This is a genomic window from Demequina iriomotensis (assembly GCF_000971395.1).
GTDB classification, from domain to species: domain Bacteria; phylum Actinomycetota; class Actinomycetes; order Actinomycetales; family Demequinaceae; genus Demequina; species Demequina iriomotensis.
Window position 1 is genome coordinate 1 of sequence record NZ_BBME01000024.1, and the last position, 16,125, is coordinate 16,125.

The 16,125-nt window shown below is 71.8% G+C and carries 14 protein-coding genes and 1 tRNA gene; 4 read left to right on the plus strand and 11 right to left on the minus strand.

Annotation, left to right across the window (positions count from 1 at the left end):
- Positions 1–489 precede the first annotated feature (489 nt).
- From AOM09_RS14455 to AOM09_RS14465, 3 genes are all read right to left on the minus strand, one after another.
- Positions 490–2,169, minus strand: a complete 1,680-nt coding sequence (locus tag AOM09_RS14455) for an ABC1 kinase family protein (RefSeq protein ID WP_082099296.1) — start codon at positions 2,167–2,169, stop codon at positions 490–492.
- Between the two features lie 35 nt (positions 2,170–2,204).
- Entirely contained in the window at positions 2,205–2,750 is a 546-nt protein-coding gene (locus AOM09_RS14460; RefSeq protein WP_062390067.1) for a PadR family transcriptional regulator, read from the minus strand.
- 199 nt (positions 2,751–2,949) lie between these two features.
- On the minus strand, positions 2,950–3,516 hold the full coding sequence (locus tag AOM09_RS14465; RefSeq protein ID WP_062390070.1) for a manganese efflux pump MntP: 567 nt from the start codon (positions 3,514–3,516) through the stop codon (positions 2,950–2,952).
- Positions 3,517–3,676: 160 nt separating this feature from the next.
- Between AOM09_RS14465 and AOM09_RS14470 the strand changes: the two genes are divergently transcribed.
- The 3 genes from AOM09_RS14470 (at position 3,677) to AOM09_RS14480 (ending at position 4,901) form a co-directional block, all read left to right on the plus strand.
- Positions 3,677–4,225, plus strand: coding sequence for a hypothetical protein (locus AOM09_RS14470; protein ID WP_062390071.1), 549 nt, complete (start codon positions 3,677–3,679; stop codon positions 4,223–4,225).
- Between the two features lie 176 nt (positions 4,226–4,401).
- The gene (locus tag AOM09_RS14475; RefSeq protein ID WP_062390074.1) at positions 4,402–4,665 is read left to right on the plus strand and encodes a ribbon-helix-helix protein, CopG family; all 264 of its coding nucleotides are present in this window, start codon (positions 4,402–4,404) and stop codon (positions 4,663–4,665) included.
- Positions 4,662–4,901 (plus strand): hypothetical protein, encoded by a 240-nt coding sequence (locus AOM09_RS14480; protein WP_062390077.1) that lies wholly within the window; start codon positions 4,662–4,664, stop codon positions 4,899–4,901. Before AOM09_RS14475 ends, AOM09_RS14480 begins: the two co-directional genes overlap by 4 nt.
- Before the next feature lie 154 nt (positions 4,902–5,055).
- Here AOM09_RS14480 and AOM09_RS14485 read toward each other — a convergent pair.
- The 7 genes from AOM09_RS14485 to topA form a co-directional block, all read right to left on the minus strand.
- Positions 5,056–5,128: transfer RNA gene (locus AOM09_RS14485), tRNA-Thr, on the minus strand.
- Between the two features lie 62 nt (positions 5,129–5,190).
- Positions 5,191–6,738, minus strand: a complete 1,548-nt coding sequence (locus AOM09_RS14490) for an alpha/beta hydrolase (RefSeq protein ID WP_062390080.1) — start codon at positions 6,736–6,738, stop codon at positions 5,191–5,193.
- Positions 6,739–6,747: 9 nt separating this feature from the next.
- Positions 6,748–7,896, minus strand: a complete 1,149-nt coding sequence (locus tag AOM09_RS14495) for a DNA polymerase III subunit delta' (protein ID WP_062390083.1) — start codon at positions 7,894–7,896, stop codon at positions 6,748–6,750.
- Positions 7,893–8,546 (minus strand): dTMP kinase, encoded by a 654-nt coding sequence (gene tmk / locus AOM09_RS14500; RefSeq protein WP_156162398.1) that lies wholly within the window; start codon positions 8,544–8,546, stop codon positions 7,893–7,895. Before tmk ends, AOM09_RS14495 begins: the two co-directional genes overlap by 4 nt.
- A 46-nt stretch (positions 8,547–8,592) precedes the next feature.
- Positions 8,593–9,588, minus strand: a complete 996-nt coding sequence (locus AOM09_RS14505; protein WP_062390088.1) for a Gfo/Idh/MocA family protein — start codon at positions 9,586–9,588, stop codon at positions 8,593–8,595.
- A gap of 79 nt (positions 9,589–9,667) precedes the next feature.
- The gene (locus AOM09_RS14510; RefSeq protein ID WP_062390090.1) at positions 9,668–9,904 is read right to left on the minus strand and encodes a hypothetical protein; all 237 of its coding nucleotides are present in this window, start codon (positions 9,902–9,904) and stop codon (positions 9,668–9,670) included.
- A gap of 6 nt (positions 9,905–9,910) precedes the next feature.
- The gene (gene topA / locus AOM09_RS14515; RefSeq protein WP_062390093.1) at positions 9,911–12,562 is read right to left on the minus strand and encodes a type I DNA topoisomerase; all 2,652 of its coding nucleotides are present in this window, start codon (positions 12,560–12,562) and stop codon (positions 9,911–9,913) included.
- A 167-nt stretch (positions 12,563–12,729) separates the two neighbouring features.
- Between topA and AOM09_RS14520 the strand changes: the two genes are divergently transcribed.
- Positions 12,730–13,584 (plus strand): inositol monophosphatase family protein, encoded by an 855-nt coding sequence (locus AOM09_RS14520; protein WP_062390095.1) that lies wholly within the window; start codon positions 12,730–12,732, stop codon positions 13,582–13,584.
- A gap of 325 nt (positions 13,585–13,909) precedes the next feature.
- Here AOM09_RS14520 and AOM09_RS14525 read toward each other — a convergent pair whose 3' ends face one another.
- Positions 13,910–16,099 carry a leucine-rich repeat domain-containing protein gene (locus AOM09_RS14525; RefSeq protein WP_156162399.1) on the minus strand — a complete coding sequence of 730 codons (2,190 nt, stop codon included), beginning with the start codon at positions 16,097–16,099 and terminating at the stop codon, positions 13,910–13,912.
- Between the last annotated feature and the right edge of the window lie 26 nt (positions 16,100–16,125).

Here is a 16,125-nt window from a genome sequence, read left to right on the forward strand (position 1 = left end):
TGAAACCAGGGATGCCGGGTATTTGGCATCGACATGTGGCACACTGTTGAGTTCTCAAGTTTCGGACGCGCACCGCCTCGATCCCTATTCAGGACCTCGCTCGGGGCAACCCTTCTAACTTACTCTCTTCGATTCTCACTGTCAAATCGGCTATTCCGGCCGATTCTCCAGGTGAAGAACGTCTGAGGGTTCGTCGGTGATCCTTCGTGTGGTGCGGGACATGCGAGATGTCCGCCGCTTCCATCGGATCGTTGTCGTCGGGGCGTCTCCTGCAGGTCCTTCTCAGTCCCTGCCTGGCGCGTTCCTTGCGGCGACAGGTGGAAACATTACGCACGCCGAGGCGCACGGTCAAATCCCGTGCATCCCGGGCGTGTCGCGCACATCGCCCCTGGTCAAGCGGCGCTCCAAGGGTCTGGCCTGCCCGCGCGCGGCTTCACGTCGTCGAAATTGGTGCGAGGAATCTTCCCGCTGGGGCGAGACCGCGCCGCCTCACCGCGGCCGGCGCCTCCCGAAGGCCACGTGGAGCAGCGGCACCACCGAGCCGAGCATCAGCAGCGTGCCCAGCCACGGATCGTCGGCGCGCAGCCGCGCTCCCGAGACCAGCAGCGCGCAGAAGATGAGCGCGGAGACGAGCCGGCGCACGCTCCGCTCGGCGCGATCGATGGCGTCCTCCATGTGAGGGACGGTGACCGCGACCTTGCCGCTCTCGACGGTCTCGAGCACGGCGTCGAGGCGCTGCGGCATCCGCCACAGCAGGCCCGCGGCGTCGACCGCCTGCCGGGCCACGTCCCCCACCACGTTGGTCGCCGTCTCCCGCAGGAGCTTGTTGGCGTACGGCTCCACCGAGTCCCACACGTTGTACTGAGGATCGAGCGAGCTGCACATCCCTGATGTGAGCGACACCGCGCGCATCAGCAGCAGGAAGCTCTCAGGCAGCTGGAACGGCATGGTGAGCATGACGTCGCCGAACTCGACGGCGAAGCGCCGGAACTCGCGAGGGTCGACGTTGCGGAGCTCGGCGAGGCCCATCCCCCCGAAGCGCGCGAACACCTCGGTGAGCGCGCGCTCGAGCTCGCGCGTGTCGGCCGTCGGCAGCAGCACGCCCGCCCTGTGCATCGCCTCGACCATGCCCCGGCCGTTGCGCGAGGCCGAGGCGAGGAACAGCGCCCGCAGCGCGTCGCGCAAGGAGTCGGGGACCTCGCCCATCATCCCGAAGTCGACGAACGTGAGCCGCCACTCGCGTCCGCCCTCCCCCTCGACCCCCGGGGTCACGAAGAGGTTGCCCGGGTGAGGATCGGCGTGGAAGAAGCCGTGCTCGAACACCTGGTCGAACATGACGGCCGCGAACACCGAGGCCACCCGGCGAGGGTCGATGCCGGCGGCCCGCACGGCCTCGAGGTCCGTGATCTTGATCGCGGTGACGTCCTCGAGCGTGAGCACGCGCCTGGTGGTGCGCTCCCACACGATCTGCGGCACCCGGACCCGCGCATCGTCCGCGAAGAGCCCGGCGAAGCGCTCGGCGTTCTGCGCCTCGTGGAGGTAGTCGACCTCCTCGAGGCTCGCGCGCGCGAACTCCTCCACCAGCGCCGGCATGTCCACCCGCTGGGACACCACGCGCATGCGGCTGAGCCACCACGCCACCCGGCGCAGCGCGGCGAGGTCGACGGCGACGATGCTCGCGATGCCGGGCCGCTGCACCTTGATCACCACCTGCGCGAAGCCCGCGAGCGCATCGTCCTGCGGTGCGAGCGTCGCGCGGTAGACCTGCCCCAGCGAGGCCGATGCGACGGGCACCTCGTCGATGCGCGCGAACACCTCCTCGAGCGGCACCCCGAGGTCCTCCTGCGCGAGCGCGCGGATCTGGTCGAAAGGCGCGGGCGGGACCTCGTCCTGGAGGTCCTCGAGCTCGCGCGTGATCTCGGGCGGGAGCACGTCGAGCCGTGTCGAGAGGAACTGTCCGAGCTTGATCATGAGCCCGCCCAGCTCGACCGCGAGCGCCCGGAAGCGCCGCGCGAAGGCCTGCATGCGGGCCTCGCGGGTGCGGTCGGCCACGCCGCGGAGCCCGAACCTGGGCAGGATCAGCTCGTACCACCAGACCACCAGGAGGTGCCGCGCGGCGAAGCGCAGGATGCGGCGGTAGCGGGCGCGATCGTGCAGGGCGTCGGGCATCGGCTCTCCTCGATCCCCGCCGCGACGGACGATGCTCAGGCTTGCGCGAGGATCGAGTAGATCCTACGTCGGGCCTCGTCGAGAACCTCGGCCGCCTGCTTCTGCTGCTCCTCCGTGCCGGACCTCCCGATCTGGGTCACCGCCTGCGCGAGCTCGAAGCCCGCGCGCGGCACGGGGCCGCCGAAGTGCCGGCCGCCGTCCTCCGCCTCGGTCCACGGCGCCGTGGCGGTGGCCGCCTCGGCACGACCGTCCTCGGTGAGCGAGTAGATCTTGCGGTCGTGCTGGGTCTCGGCCGTGACGACGCCCTCGTCGGCGAGCAGCTGCAGGGTCGGGTACACGGATCCCGCGCTGGGCTTCCACCGGCCGCCTGTGCGCTCCTCGATCTCGCGGATGATCTGATACCCGTGCCGCGGCTCCTCGGCGAGCAGCACGAGCACGGCCGCGCGAACGTCCCCGCGGCCCATGCGCGGCGCGACGCGCTTCTCGAACCCGGAGCGCAGCGAGTCCATGGCCTCCCACATGGCGTCGACCGGCGCGGCGGCGTTGAAGCCGCCACCCTCCTTGCGGAACGACGTGCCCATGACAACCTCCTCGGGATGTATCGCCGCGAGCGCGAACGATATATCGCTAGTGTCGCTCGCCGAGGAGGCCTTCGCAAGGGGACGATGCGCGGTCCGGGCGAGGAGGGGCGGGCACGCGCCGCCGTGGACCGGTACGTCGCGACGACGCGCGCGACCGAGCGGCTGGTGGTGCTCTCCGGGTGACGGCCCGGACCGCCGATCAGGCGCCCAGGTGCTCGATGAGGATCTGCACGCCGATCGCGATGAGCACCACGCCGCCGAGGATCTCCGCCGGCCGCCGGAAGCGCGTCCCGATGCGATGCCCGAGGAGCACCGCCGCGACCGACAGAGCGAACGTCACCACCCCGATGGCGAGCACGGCGACCCAGAGCGAGACGTCGATGAAGGCGAAGCTCACGCCCACCGCGAGCGCGTCGATGCTGGTCGCGATCGAGAGCACGAGCACCTCGCGGACGGTGAACGCATCCTCGGGCTCAGGCGCCTCCGGGTCGTCGGGAGTGAGCGCCTCGAGCAGCATCTTCCCGCCCACGAGCGCGAGCAGCCCGAACGCGACCCAGTGGTCGAACGCCGCGATGGCCTCCGCGAACGCGCTGCCGAGCGCCCAGCCGACCAGCGGCATGAGCGCCTGGGCCACGCCGAACGCGAGCCCCAGCGTGAGCGCGCCTCGCACCACATGGGCGCGCAGCTGCAGACCCTTGCCGAGCGCGACCGCGAAGGCGTCGGCGGACACGCCGAGCGCGAGGAGCAGCAGCGTCACGGTGGTCATGGCAGGGCGTCTCCTCACGATGCGGCGGCGAACGGCGGCATCGTCGGCACGTCCTCGCGGTTCCCTCCGGGTCGGGAACGCGCGCTCAGCCTAGAGGACCGCGTGCCGCGTGTGCGAGCCTGGCCACACCGGCCCCGTGACCCCGGAGAGGACCCCTCGCATGGAGACCTACTCGACCATCCTCGTGCTGCTCATCGCTGCGCTGCTCGTGCGCGAGCTGAGGGCGGGCAACGCGATCGCCGCCTCGGAACCGAGCGTCGACCTCCAGCCCGGTGAACGCTTCCGTACGCTGCGCATGCAGATGCTCGAGCCGGTACTGGCGCTCGTGGTGGTCGGGGCGATCCTGCTGTCCGATCTCGAGCGGACCCCGACGCACGCGCTGGTGGCCGCGGTCGGCGCAGCCGCGGGATGCGCGTTCGGGTGGTACCGGGCGCGGTCCACCTACGTCGCGTCCCACCCGGCCCACCGCGGCGTCGTGCTGCGCTACAGCGTGGAGTCCTTCGTTGCGCTCGCGCTGCTCGTCGCGATCAAGATCGTCGCCGAGCAGGACCTGCTGCCCGACGGAGGGGCGTTCCGCGCCATCGTCGCCGCGCTGCTCGGCTTCATCCTCGTCGAGTCGCTCGCACGCGTGGTGACGCTGGTGCTCTACTTCCGGCGCGCGGAGGCGTCGGCGGCGTCGGCACCCCTCGGAGGCGCCTCGGCCGACTGATCGCCAGCGGCACGTGCCTCGCGAGGTCCTGAATGCTCAGAATCGCGAGTTTCGGGCACCAAGCACCTCGCAGGGCGCCGGGCGCGCAGCGCGGGACGCATCAGTATTCGGTGTGCGGCGGGCAAGCATGCCAACACCCTCTTGCCCCGCGTCCATTTTCGTATGACGATATTCGCATGGCCGACAACGAGACCATCGACGGTGTTCCCGTGACCGAGGAGCAGATCGAGGCGTGGGCCTCCGAGGCCGAACGTGGCTACGACGTCGACGCCCTCAAGAGGCGCGGCCGCGGCCGCCCCGGCCGCGGTGCTCAGGCCTCCCAGGTGATCGCGCTGCGCCTCACTCCCGACGAGGTCGCCGCGCTCGATGCCCGTGCTGCTCGCGAGCACAAGACACGTTCGGACCTGATCCGCGAAGCTCTGACCGCGCTCGACGCGTGAAGGTCCACCCGTCTGCACTGAAGCACGGCATCGCGGCCGAGGACGCCATCCACGCGGCCGAATGGCCGATCTGGGTCGAGGACCTCGACGACGATTCCCCCGCGCGGCAGTTGAGGCTCGGATTCGACACGCAAGGCCGACTGCTCGAGACCGTGGTCCTGACCTTCGACCCGGGGAACGAGCTCGTCATCCATGCGATGGAGGCCCGTCCCCAGATGCTCGACCTGCTGCCCTGAGCACACGGGCCGTCACGCCGCGCCTCGCGAGGTCCTGAATGCTCAAAATCGCGAGCTTCGGGCACCGAGCACCTCGCAGGGCGCTGCGGGAGCCGGGCGCGGAGGCGGGAAAGCAGAAGGCCCGGCCTCTTCCGAGACCGGGCCTTCCGAAACGAGCCGCCTGTGGGAATCGAACCCACGACCTATTCATTACGAGTGAATCGCTCTGCCGACTGAGCTAAGGCGGCGAGTGCCCCTCGCGGGACACCGGGCGTGTCCCCGAGGGGGCACGGGTAGAAATGATAGCGCCTCAGCAGCGCTTTCCTGAAACCGGCATCTCGCCGTCCACGAGGTAGCCGTCGACCGCCTCGAGGATGCACTGGTTGGACCGGCCGTAGGCGGTGTGCCCCTCGCCCTCGTATGTGAGGAGCGTCGAGCTCGCAAGCTGCTCGCTCAGCGACTCGGCCCACGCATACGGCGTCGCCGGGTCGTGCGTGGTGCCGATCACCAGGATCGGGGCGGCCCCGTCGGCGGCGTCGAGCGCGGTCACGGGCTCCCGCGACGTCCACGGCCAGCCGTCGCAGCCCACCGAGGACGCGAACCACCAGCCGAACGTGGGCGAGGCCCCCTCCATCGCGGCCTTGAACTCCTTGAGCGTCTCGACGGTGTACGGCTCGGTGTCGCCGCCGTCGAGGCAGCCGATCGCGGTGAAGGCCCACTGCCCGTTCGACAGGTACTCGCCCGTGGTGGGGTCCTTGTCGAGGTAGAAGCCGGCGAGCTGGTTGAAGATGTCGGCGGTGCCGCGCTCCATGACCTCGTCGATGCCTGCCTCGAGGTAGATCCACGACGCCTCGTCGTACATGGTCACGACCATCCCGTAGACCATGAGGTTGCCGTTGACCGTGGTGCCGTCGGGCGTGGGGTAGCCCTCGTCGCGCGCGTGGAGCGCGATGTCCTCGACCTGCTGGCGGGCGGCCTCGCGGTCGTCGTCGAGCGGGCATGTCTCCTGCTCTGCCAGGCACCAGTCGATGAAGTTCATGAGCGCGCCCTCGAAGCCCGCGGCCTGGCCCTCCGCCTGCTCCTCGACGGGCAGCGTGAAGTCCACGGCGCCGTCGAGCACCATGCGGCCGATGCGCTCGGGGAACAGCTCCGCGTAGGTCGCGCCCAGCTGCGTGCCGTACGAGTAGCCCAGATAGTGGAGCTCGTCGTCCCCCACCACCGCGCGGATGACGTCCATGTCCCGCGCCGCCGAGGACGTGTCGACGTTCTCGACGAGCGGCCCGCTGAGGTCGCGGCACCGCTCCGCGAAGTCCGCGGTCGCCTGGCGCGCCTGCTCGATCGCCTGCTCCGAGTCGAGGAATAGGTCGGTGAGGTAGTACGCGTCGATGTCCGCCGCGTCCCCGCACGCGAGCGGCGTCGACTCGCCCACGCCGCGAGGGTCGAACCCGATGATGTCGTACGACGCCAGCACCTGCTCCCCCGCCATCGCGACGAACGATGCGGTGAGGTCGAGCCCGCTGCCGCCCGGACCCCCGGGGTTGATGAGCAGGCTGCCGATGCGGGCGCCCGCGTCGGTCGCCGCGTGGCGGTTGATCACCAGGTCGGTGGTGGGCCCGTTCGGGTCGCTCCAGTCGACGGGCACCTGCAGGGTCGCGCACTCGAGCTCGCCGCAGCGGCTCCACGAGGCGTCCTGCTGGTAGACGGCGGCACTGTCCGGGGCGACCACCTCGCCCTGCTCGGCCGTCGCCGCCGTCACGGCGGGGTTCGAGGGCTCGATCTGAGCACGGTCGGGCGTGCAGGCCGCCAGCAGGGACGATGCGGCGAGCAGGGAGGCGATCGCGACGAGGCTGCGTCTCATGCGGCCACCCTAGCGACGCGCGGCGGTGCGCGGGCGGAGCGCGAGCGCCATCGCCTCGAGCGCCAGCAGCGGCGCGACGTTCCCCGCGAGGCGCTCGCGCGCCGTGCCGAGCGCGTCGAGGCAGCGCATCGTGTCGGCGAGCGAGGTGCGTCCCGCGAGGTCCCTGATGTGGCCGTCGTGCCCGATGTTGACCAGCCGCACGGTCGCGCCCGTCTGCACGATCGCGACGTCGCGGTAGAGCGACATCAGGTCCGTGATCGCCCGGTCGAACACGTCGCGCTTGTGTCGGGTCGCGCGCCGCTTCTGGTCCTCCTCGAGCTGGCGCAGCTGCGCGCGCAGCGCGGGCGGGATCCGGGAGCCGTCCTCGACGCCCAGCGTGACCATGAGCTGCGACCTCTCCTCGGCGTCGCGCTCCTCGGTGGCCGCCTTCGCATCCGTCTCGGCGACGTCGACCAGGTCGGCCGCCGCGAAGATCGCGTCGCCGACGCCGCGGATGTCGGTCGCGAGCGCGAGCACCTGGTCGCGACGCGCGCGCGCCTCGGGATCGCGGGCGAGCCGCCGCGCGACGCCGATGTGGCTCTGCGCCGCGAGCGCGCACTCGAGCGCGAGGTCCGGATCCGTGCCGTCGCGCGCCGTGAGCAGCCGCGCGACCGCGTCGGGATCGGGCGTGCGCAGCCCCACCACGCGGCATCGGCTGCGGATGGTGACCGCCACGTCCTGAGGGCTGGGCGCGCACAGCACCCACACGGTGCGCGGCGGCGGCTCCTCGATGGACTTGAGCAGCACGTTGGAGGTGCGCTCCGCCATGCGGTCCGCGTCCTCGACGACGATGACCCGCCACCGGCCCCTGCTGGGCGCGGTCGCGGCGAGCGAGATGAGGTCACGCACCTCGCCGATGGAGATGGTGACCTTCTCGGTAGCGACGAGCGTGACGTCGGCATGCGTGCCGGCCACGGCCGTCGAGCATTCGCGGCACTCGCCGCAGCCGCCGCGCTCGCACTGCAGGGCGGCGGCGAACGCGCGCGCCGCGTACGAGCGCCCCGAGCCGGGCGGACCCGTGAGCAGCCAGGCGTGCGTCATCGCGCCCGGATCGTCGACCGCCGCGCGCAGCGGCGCGATGGGACGTTCCTGCCCGACGACCTCGTCCCACACGCTCATGGGGTGCCCCACGGCTCGACGGCGAGACCGTCGCGGCGCGCCATGGCGGCGGTGACGGCCTCGACCACCGACGCGTGCACCTCCTCGACAGTGCGGGCGGCGTCGACCACCGCGTACCGCGCGCGATCGAGCGCCGCGCGGCCGAGGAAGCCCTCGCGCATCTGCGCTGCCTTCGCGATGGTCTCGCGCTCGACGCGATCGAGGTCGCGGCTCATGCGCGCCGGATCGGGCTCCATGTCGAGCACCACCGTGAGATCGGGCAGCAGCCCCTCGGTGGCCCACAGCGAGATCCGCTCGACCTCCTCGCCCAGGCCGCGAGCTCCGCCCTGGTACACCACCGAGGAGTCGAGGTAGCGGTCCTGAAGCACCACGGTCCCCGCCTCGAGCGCGGGCCGCACAAGCGTCGCGATGTGGTGGGCGCGGTCGGCCGCGTACAGCAGCGCCTCGGCGCGCGGGGCGACGTGATCGCCGTGCATGATCGCCTGACGGAGCTCGATCCCCAGGGGCGTCCCGCCCGGCTCGCGCGTGGTCAGCACCTCGCGCGCGCCGCCCGCGGGAGAGCGCAGATGCGCCGCGAGCAGGTCGACCTGCGTGGTCTTGCCCACGCCGTCGGCACCCTCGAACACCACCCAGAAGCCCGGAAACGCCATGGGCACGAATCTACCGGCCGGGTCCGACGGTCCCCGCCGCATCGTCCTAATGCTCGTTGGGGTAGATGAGGCCGATCTGCGCGCGGACCTCGTCCATGATCTCCATGATCTCGATCGACTGGTCGAGCGTGAGCAGCGCGCTCTCGGTGTCGCCGGCGTGGATGCGGCGCGCGACCTCGGCCGCCTCGTACTGGAACCCGTTGGGCACGTCGCCGTCGAAGAACAGGTGGGTGCCGTCCTCCTTGGTGAGCGTGAAGGACGTGGGCGTGTAGAACGTGTCCTGCACCTCGATGCGCCCCTCGGTGCCGGCGATGAGCGCGACGTTCGGGGTGCGCACCTCCATCGAGGTGGTGAGGATCGCCTGCGCGCTCGGGTACTCGAACACCATGGACACCTGACCGTCGACTCCCGTCTCGCGGAGGCGGCCGACCGCGGTGATGCGGTCCGGCACGCCCAGCAGGTCGTGCGCGAAGGCGATCGGGTACACGCCGAGGTCCAGCAGCGCGCCGCCCGCGAGCGCGGGGTTCCACATGCGCTCGACGTGGGTGAGCGCCTGACCGTGGTCGGCCTGGACCGACAGCACCTCGCCCAGCTCGCCGCGCGCGATGAGCTCGCGGATCGCATGCACGTGCGGCAGGTGGCGCGTCCACATCGCCTCCATGAGGAACACGCCCTTCGCGCGGGCCGCGGCGACCACCTCGCGCGCCTGCGCGGCGTTCTGCGTGAAGGCCTTCTCGCACAGCACGTGCTTGCCCGCCTCGATCGCCATGAGGGCGTGCTCGTGGTGGTGGCTGTGCGGCGTCGCGACGTAGACGACATCCACTTCGGGATCCGCGAGCAGCTCCTCGTAGGAGCCGTACGCGGTGGGCACGCCCGTCTCGTCGGCGAAGGCCTGCGAGCGCTCGAGGCTGCGCGAGCCGACCGCGACCACCTGGGAGGCGGTGTAGCGGTCGACCGCGTCGGCGAGCTTGTGGGCGATGCCCCCGGCGCCGAGGATCCCCCAGCGGACGGCGGGCGCGGACATCGGCAGCGGTGCACTCATGCGGCCAGCATAGGGGGACGATGCGCGGGACGACGGGGCGCCGTCGCCCGCGGGCGGAGCCGTGCCGGGTCGCGGCGGCTCAGAGGTTGCCGCGCGTCGGACCGAACCGCGCCGCGAGCAGACCGCCCACGAACGCGACGGCCGCGATGGCCGGCACCGGCCACGAGAAGGAGAACCCGAGCACCGTCACCGAGCCCGAGTCCACCGTGAGCGCGACGGCACCGAAGCCGAGCAGCAGCCCCAGGTAGCCGAGGAACGTGAACGCCGGTCGCTTCGCGGGTTCGGGCGCCTGCTCGGGGCGCTTGGGGTCGGCCACGGCGCCCTACTTCTTCCGCGTGGTGGGCTTCTTGGCGGCCGTGCGGCGGGCCGGCTTCTTGGCCGGGCCCTTCGCGCGCTTGTCCGCGAGCAGCTCGATCGCCCGCTCGGGCGTGAGCGACTCCACCGACTCCGTCTTGGGGATGGTCACGTTGGTGACACCGTCGGTGATGTAGTCGCCGAAGCGCCCGGACTTCGCGACGATCGGCTTGCCCGAGGTCGGGTCCTCGCCGAACTCCTTGAGCGGAGGCGTCGCCGCGCGGCCGCGACCGCGCTTGGGCTCCGCGTAGATCGCGAGCGCCTCCTCGAGCGTGATCGACAGCAGCAGGTCCTCGCTCGCGATGGTCCGCGAGTCCGTCCCCTTCTTGAGGTACGGCCCGAAGCGGCCGTTCTGCGCCGTGATCTCCTCGTTCGTCGCGGGGTCCACGCCCACCACGCGCGGCAGGCTCATGAGCCGGAGCGCGTCGTCAAGCGTCACCGTCGCGATGTCCATCGACTTGAACAGGCTCGCCGTCTTGGGCCGCCCCTTCGCGTCCTCGGGCAGCACCTCGGTGACGTACGGGCCGAAGCGTCCGGCCTTCGCCACGATCTCCAGCCCGGACTGCGGGTGGGACCCGAGCACGCGCTCGTCACCGCCCTGGTTCTGGAGCAGCTCCTCGGCCTTGGCCACGGTCAGCTCGTCGGGCGCGAGATCCTCCGGCACCGACGCGGTCTGCTTCTCGCCGTCCGCCTCGCGCTCGAGGTAGGGCCCGTACTTGCCGACGCGCAGCGCGATGCCGGCGCCGATCTCGAACGTCGAGTTGGCACGCGCGTCGATCTCGCCCAGATCGTCCACCAGACGCTTGAGGCCCTGCGCGCGGCCCTCGTCATCCGACGTGCCGGACCCGAAGTAGAACTCGCTCAGCCAGTCCACGCGGGACATGCGCCCCGAGGCGATCTGGTCGAGGTCCTCCTCCATGTCCGCGGTGAAGGCGTAGTCGATGAGCCACGCGAAGTGATCCTCGAGCAGGCGGATCATCGCGAACGCGAGCCACGTGGGCACCAGCGCCTGCTTCTCCACGTTGACGTAGCCCTTGTCGATGATGACGTCGACCATCGCGGCGTACGTCGACGGACGCCCGAGCTTGCGGTCCTCGAGCTCCTTGATCATCGAGCCCTGCGTGTAGCGCGGCGGCGGCGTGGTGGCGTGGGTGAGCGGCTCGATGCCGTCGCCCACGACCTTCTGCCCCTCGGCCAGCAGCGGGAGGCGGGACTCCTTCTCGACCTTCTGCTCGTCCTCCTCGTAGCGCGCCTTGTCGCGCGACTCCTCGTAGAGCGCCATGAAGCCGGGGCTGGTGAGGATGGTGCCCGAGGCGGAGAACTCGACCGCGTGGTGCGCGGCCGTGGTCGCGCCGATGCGCACCGTGGACGTGGTGCCCACCGCATCGGCCATCTGGGAGGCGAGCGTGCGCTTCCAGATCATCTCGTACATGCGGAACTCGTCGCCCGTGAGCTCGGCGCGCACCGAGTCCGGCGTGCGGAACGAGTCGCCCGCCGGGCGGATCGCCTCGTGCGCCTCCTGCGCGTTCGAGTCCTTCGACGCGTAGACACGCGGGCTCGCCGCGACCGCGTCCGCGCCGTACAGCGCGGTCGCCTGCTTGCGCGCCGCGCGGATCGCCTCGCCGGACAGGCCCGGCGAGTCGGAACGCATGTAGGTGATGTAGCCCTTCTGGTACAGCGCCTGCGCGACGCCCATCGCCTGCCGCGCGCCCAGGCGGAGCTTGCGGCTCGACTCCTGGATCAGCGTCGAGGTGATGAACGGCGCGGCCGGGCGGCGCTTGTAGGGCCGGGAGTCCACCCCGTTGACGGTGAACGATGCGTCGGCGAGGCCGGCCGCGAGCGCGCCGGCGAGCGCGGCGTGGACGTGCACCACCTTGTCGCTCGTGAGCGCGCCACGGTCGTCGAAGTCCTTGCCCGACGCCACGCGCTTGCCGTCGACCGAGGTGAGCCGGGCCTCGAACGAGCGCCCCGCGTCCTTGCCCTCGGTCGCCGTGAAGGTGCCCTTGAGGTCCCAGTACTCGGCGGACTGGAAGGCCATGCGCTCGCGCTCACGGTCCACGACCAGGCGCAGCGTCACCGACTGCACACGCCCCGCGGACAGCCCCGACTGGATCTTGCGCCACAGCACCGGCGAGACCTCGTAGCCGTAGAGGCGGTCGAGCAGGCGGCGGGCCTCCTGCGCCTCGACCAGCTCCATGTCGACCTCGCGCGGATTCTCGAGCGCCCTCGAGATGCCCTCGCGGGTGATCTCGTGGAACGCGAGCCGCTTCACGGGCACCTTGGGCTTGAGGACATCGAGCAGGTGCCAGGCGATCGCCTCCCCCTCGCGATCCTCATCAGTCGCGAGGTAGAGCTCGTCGGCCTCCTTGAGGCGCTTCTTGATGTCCGCGACGATCTTCTTCTTGTCCGCGTTGACCACGTAGTACGGCTGGAAGCCCGCGTCGATGTCGATCGCGAACTTGCCGATGTCCGTCTTCTTCACCTCGGCCGGCAGCTCGGAGCGCTCGGCCAGGTCGCGGATGTGGCCCACCGACGACACCACGTCGTAGTCGGCACCCAGGAAGCCGCCGATCGTGCGCGACTTGGTGGGCGACTCGACGATGACGAGCTTGCGGGCCATGGAACCTTCTCTCTGGGATGTGCGCCTCGGCGGCATCACCGGCCTGAGACGCACTCAATATACATACGGGGTGCGACCGCGGCACCGGGACCTGGGGAGAGGTGAACGATGGGTGGCCGGCCGCCCGCGCATCGTCCACCCAGGCAACGCCGTGGTTCGATGGGCGCATGGAACCCCTGCTCGACGCCGCCCAGCGCGCGGCCGTCGGCGCGGCCATGCGCCGCGTCGCGGACGCCGAGATCCGTCCCCGCTTCCGGGCGCTCGCGGAGGGCGACATCCGGCTCAAGGGCCCGGGCGACTACGTCACCGAGGCCGACGAGTCCGCCGAGCGGGCGCTCGCCCCGCTCCTGCGCGCCATCCTTGACGTGCCCGTGGTGGGCGAGGAGGCCACCGCGGCGGACCCCTCCGTGGTCGACGTGCTCGCGACCGACGGCACCGCATGGACCGTCGACCCCGTCGACGGCACCGCGAACTTCGTGGCCGGCTCCGACACCTACGCCGTGATGGTCGGGCTGGTCGAGGGTGGCGAACCCATCGGCGGCTGGATCCTCCACCCGGAGACCGGCCACCTCTACGAGGGCCTGCGCGGCGTGGGCGCGTTCCTCGACGGACGCTCGCTCGCGGCGGGGGTCGAACGCTCCCGCGGGGACGATGCGCGCGCGTCCCTGTCGATGGAGGAGCCCCGCGGCGCGGTGTCGGTGCGCTACGCGGTCGACTCGGTGCGCGAAGGCCTGCTCGCCGCCGAGCCCGAGCTGGGCGGCTACGACGAGCTCCGCATGTGCGCGGGCTTCGACTACGCGGACCTGGTGACGCAGGCGGTCGGCTACCTGGTCTACACCCGGGCCAAGCCGTGGGACCACGTGCCGGGCGCCGCGATCGCGGCCGAGGCGGGCTTCACGGTGGGACGGGTCGACGGGAGCGGCTACGTGCCGGCCGTCGAGGTCGGCGCCCCGCTGCTGGCCGCCCGGACGGACCGCTGGGAGTCGATCCGTGAGGTGCTCGCGAGGAACCTCGGGCTGTAGCCCGCGGCGCTGCCGCCCTACCCCGGCTCCCTCGCCCGGCTCCTGCCTCCCGCCCGGCTCCCCCTCCGGAATGGGGCGACCACGGTCGCTTTGGGGTGGCGCGTGCGCGCCATGGGGCATTCTCGATGGCGGCCACGGCCGTGCGACCGCCCGCGCCCCATGGGAGGCACGAACGTGGCGGAAGCGACGCTCAGCGCCCCATTCCATCGAGGGCGGCTCCGCCCCGTTCCGTGAGCGGCCGCTCACCGCTGGGACGGCGGCGAGGGCTCCGGAGGGGTGGCCGCCCCTCCGGAGCCGCGCGACCGCCATCTGATCGCGCCGCGGGCTACGGCTGGGTCCGCCGCCCGACGTTCCTCACCCGGAGGCCGGCGAGCACCGCGCCGACCGCCATGAGCGTGAGCGCCCACATGACTGCGGACTGCACGTGCGACGCCCCGGTCGACGCGAGCACCGCTCCCTGCACCTCGGCGCCCGGCTCCGCAGCCTCGTCGTCCGCGATCTCGACCACGGCGTCGTCCGGACCGGCGGCCTCGTCGTCGTCCCCGGCGGGGTCCTCGGCGACCGGCGTGTCGTCGCCCGGCACCTCGCCACCCGGCACCTCGCCACCCGGCACCTCGCCACCCGGCACCTCGCCACCCGGCACCTCGCCGCCGGGCACCGGCGGCGCCGTCACGGTGACGGGCTGCCAGCCGAACAGCTCGCCGAACACCGAGTAGACGGCGATCTTGTGCGCGCCGGGCTCGACGGTCTCGGGCACCAGCACCGTCACCGAGTTGTCGGAGAAGCCGGTGATGACCAGCTCGAGCGGCTCGGAGAAGAGGAAGACGTCGATGAAGTCGTTCGGGTCGAAGTCCTCGCCGGGCTCGGGGCTGGGCTCGGGGTCGGACGGCAGGTCCACGGCAGGCGTCCCGGCCGGCAGCGGCTCGAGGGTCCCGGCTGGCGCCGGCTCGAGGGTCCCGCCCGGCAGCGGCTCGATGGTCTCGCCCGGATCCGGCTCATCGTCGACGATGGTGAGCGTCAGCTCCTGCCCGGCCTCGACGGTCGCCGGCGCCACGAAGCAGCACTGCGCCTCGTCCACCAGGTCCTCCTCGCTCGGCGTGTAGTCGCCCGGGACGGCATCGACGAACACGGGGACGTAGAGGGTGTCGGCCACGACGGGCTCCGCCACATCCGGCGAGAAGCCGGCGAACACCTTGCCTGCGGGGGCCTCCACCGCGGGCACGTCGGTCACCACCGAGCCTTCACGGATGTTGAACTGCCGCAGCTCCGCCCGCAGGCCCTCGGTGAGGTCGAACTCGACGTCGAACAGGCACTTCGGGCTCATCGTGGCGCCGCCAAGCGTGATGCTCTCGGCCGTGCAGTCGCGCCCGAAGGCCCCGTCGCGGAAGAACACGGTCGGGGTGCCGGTCGCGCCGACGAAGATGTTCCCCGCGATGGACGCGGCGGCCGACCGCTCGCGGAGCTCGACCTCCTCGAGCGCGGCCGACCCGAAGAAGGTGAACCGCGCGAACGCCGATGGGTCGCCCAGGACCAGGATGGACCGCAGCCGCGGCATGTTGCCGAACGCCGTGTCGTCGGCCCGCGTGATCGTGGCCGGCACGACGAGCTCCGTGACCCGGCCGAGGCCCGAGAACGCGAGCCCGCGGACGTCCTGCACGGACCCGAGGTCGAGGCTCGCGACCGCGCCGGCGCCCTCGAAGGCGCGCGCGCCGACGAACGTCACCGAGTCGGGCAGGGTGATCGCCGTGAGCGCGTCCGCGTCGCCGAAGGCGCGTCCCTCGATCCGCTGCACGCCGTCGCCGAAGTCGACGGTCACCAGCGCGTCCGCGTTCTTGAACGCGCCCGGACCCACCGCGAACAGCGAGTCCGGCAGCACCAGCGACGTGAACCGCCGCGCGCCGGTCATGGTGACCTCGGTGGAGAAGGCACCCACGCGCTCGACGGGGAAGCCGCCGATCTCCTCAGGCACCACCACGTCGGTGCAGCCCGTGATGTCGGAGATGCTGAGCGAACCCTCCTGGATCACGAACGAGTAGGCGCATCCGTCCGCGCCGATGAACGGCGACACGAGCTCCTCGGCCGGGGCCGCCGCCGGGAACTTCTCAAGCGCGAACGCCGCCGGAGCGGCGACCGCCTCGACGGCGGGCGCGACCGCCACCGCCTGCTCGACCTCGGGGGCCTCGGACGGGGACGATGCGGGGGCGGGCTCGAGCGCATCGGCCGCCTCGGCCTCGGGGGCGCCACCCTCGGGCACGGGCTCGGTCGCGACGTCCCCCTCGGACGTCGCGGCCTCCTCCGCCGGCGCGGCCTCGACCTCGGCCTCGGCGTCCGCCGAGGGCTCGACCGCGGGCTCGATGGGCGACGCGGTCGCGGTCGCGGCGTCGACGATGGCGCCGGGAGCATCGGGCTCCTCGGCAAGGGCGGCGGCGCCGCCCAGGACCGGTGCGATCAACGCGAGGCCGGCGACGAGCGTCGCGGCGGCGCTGGCGCGCAGCACAGTGGTGGTCGGGGACACGGAAAGCTCCTCAGGATCGATGGCGT

Bases quoted from the DNA above. Each gene is read 5' to 3' on its own strand.
- tmk (WP_156162398.1), bottom strand. From the start codon at position 8,546: ATGGCGTTTCCGGGCTTCTGGGTGGTGTTCGAGGGTGCCGACGGCGTG.
- AOM09_RS14465 (WP_062390070.1), bottom strand. From the start codon at position 3,516: ATGACCACCGTGACGCTGCTGCTCCTCGCGCTCGGCGTGTCCGCCGAC.
- AOM09_RS14505 (WP_062390088.1), bottom strand. From the start codon at position 9,588: ATGAGTGCACCGCTGCCGATGTCCGCGCCCGCCGTCCGCTGGGGGATC.
- topA (WP_062390093.1), bottom strand. From the start codon at position 12,562: ATGGCCCGCAAGCTCGTCATCGTCGAGTCGCCCACCAAGTCGCGCACG.
- AOM09_RS14470 (WP_062390071.1), top strand. From the start codon at position 3,677: ATGGAGACCTACTCGACCATCCTCGTGCTGCTCATCGCTGCGCTGCTC.
- AOM09_RS14520 (WP_062390095.1), top strand. From the start codon at position 12,730: ATGGAACCCCTGCTCGACGCCGCCCAGCGCGCGGCCGTCGGCGCGGCC.
- AOM09_RS14475 (WP_062390074.1), top strand. From the start codon at position 4,402: ATGGCCGACAACGAGACCATCGACGGTGTTCCCGTGACCGAGGAGCAG.
- AOM09_RS14460 (WP_062390067.1), bottom strand. From the start codon at position 2,750: ATGGGCACGTCGTTCCGCAAGGAGGGTGGCGGCTTCAACGCCGCCGCG.
- AOM09_RS14490 (WP_062390080.1), bottom strand. From the start codon at position 6,738: ATGAGACGCAGCCTCGTCGCGATCGCCTCCCTGCTCGCCGCATCGTCC.
- AOM09_RS14495 (WP_062390083.1), bottom strand. From the start codon at position 7,896: ATGAGCGTGTGGGACGAGGTCGTCGGGCAGGAACGTCCCATCGCGCCG.
- AOM09_RS14455 (WP_082099296.1), bottom strand. From the start codon at position 2,169: ATGCCCGACGCCCTGCACGATCGCGCCCGCTACCGCCGCATCCTGCGC.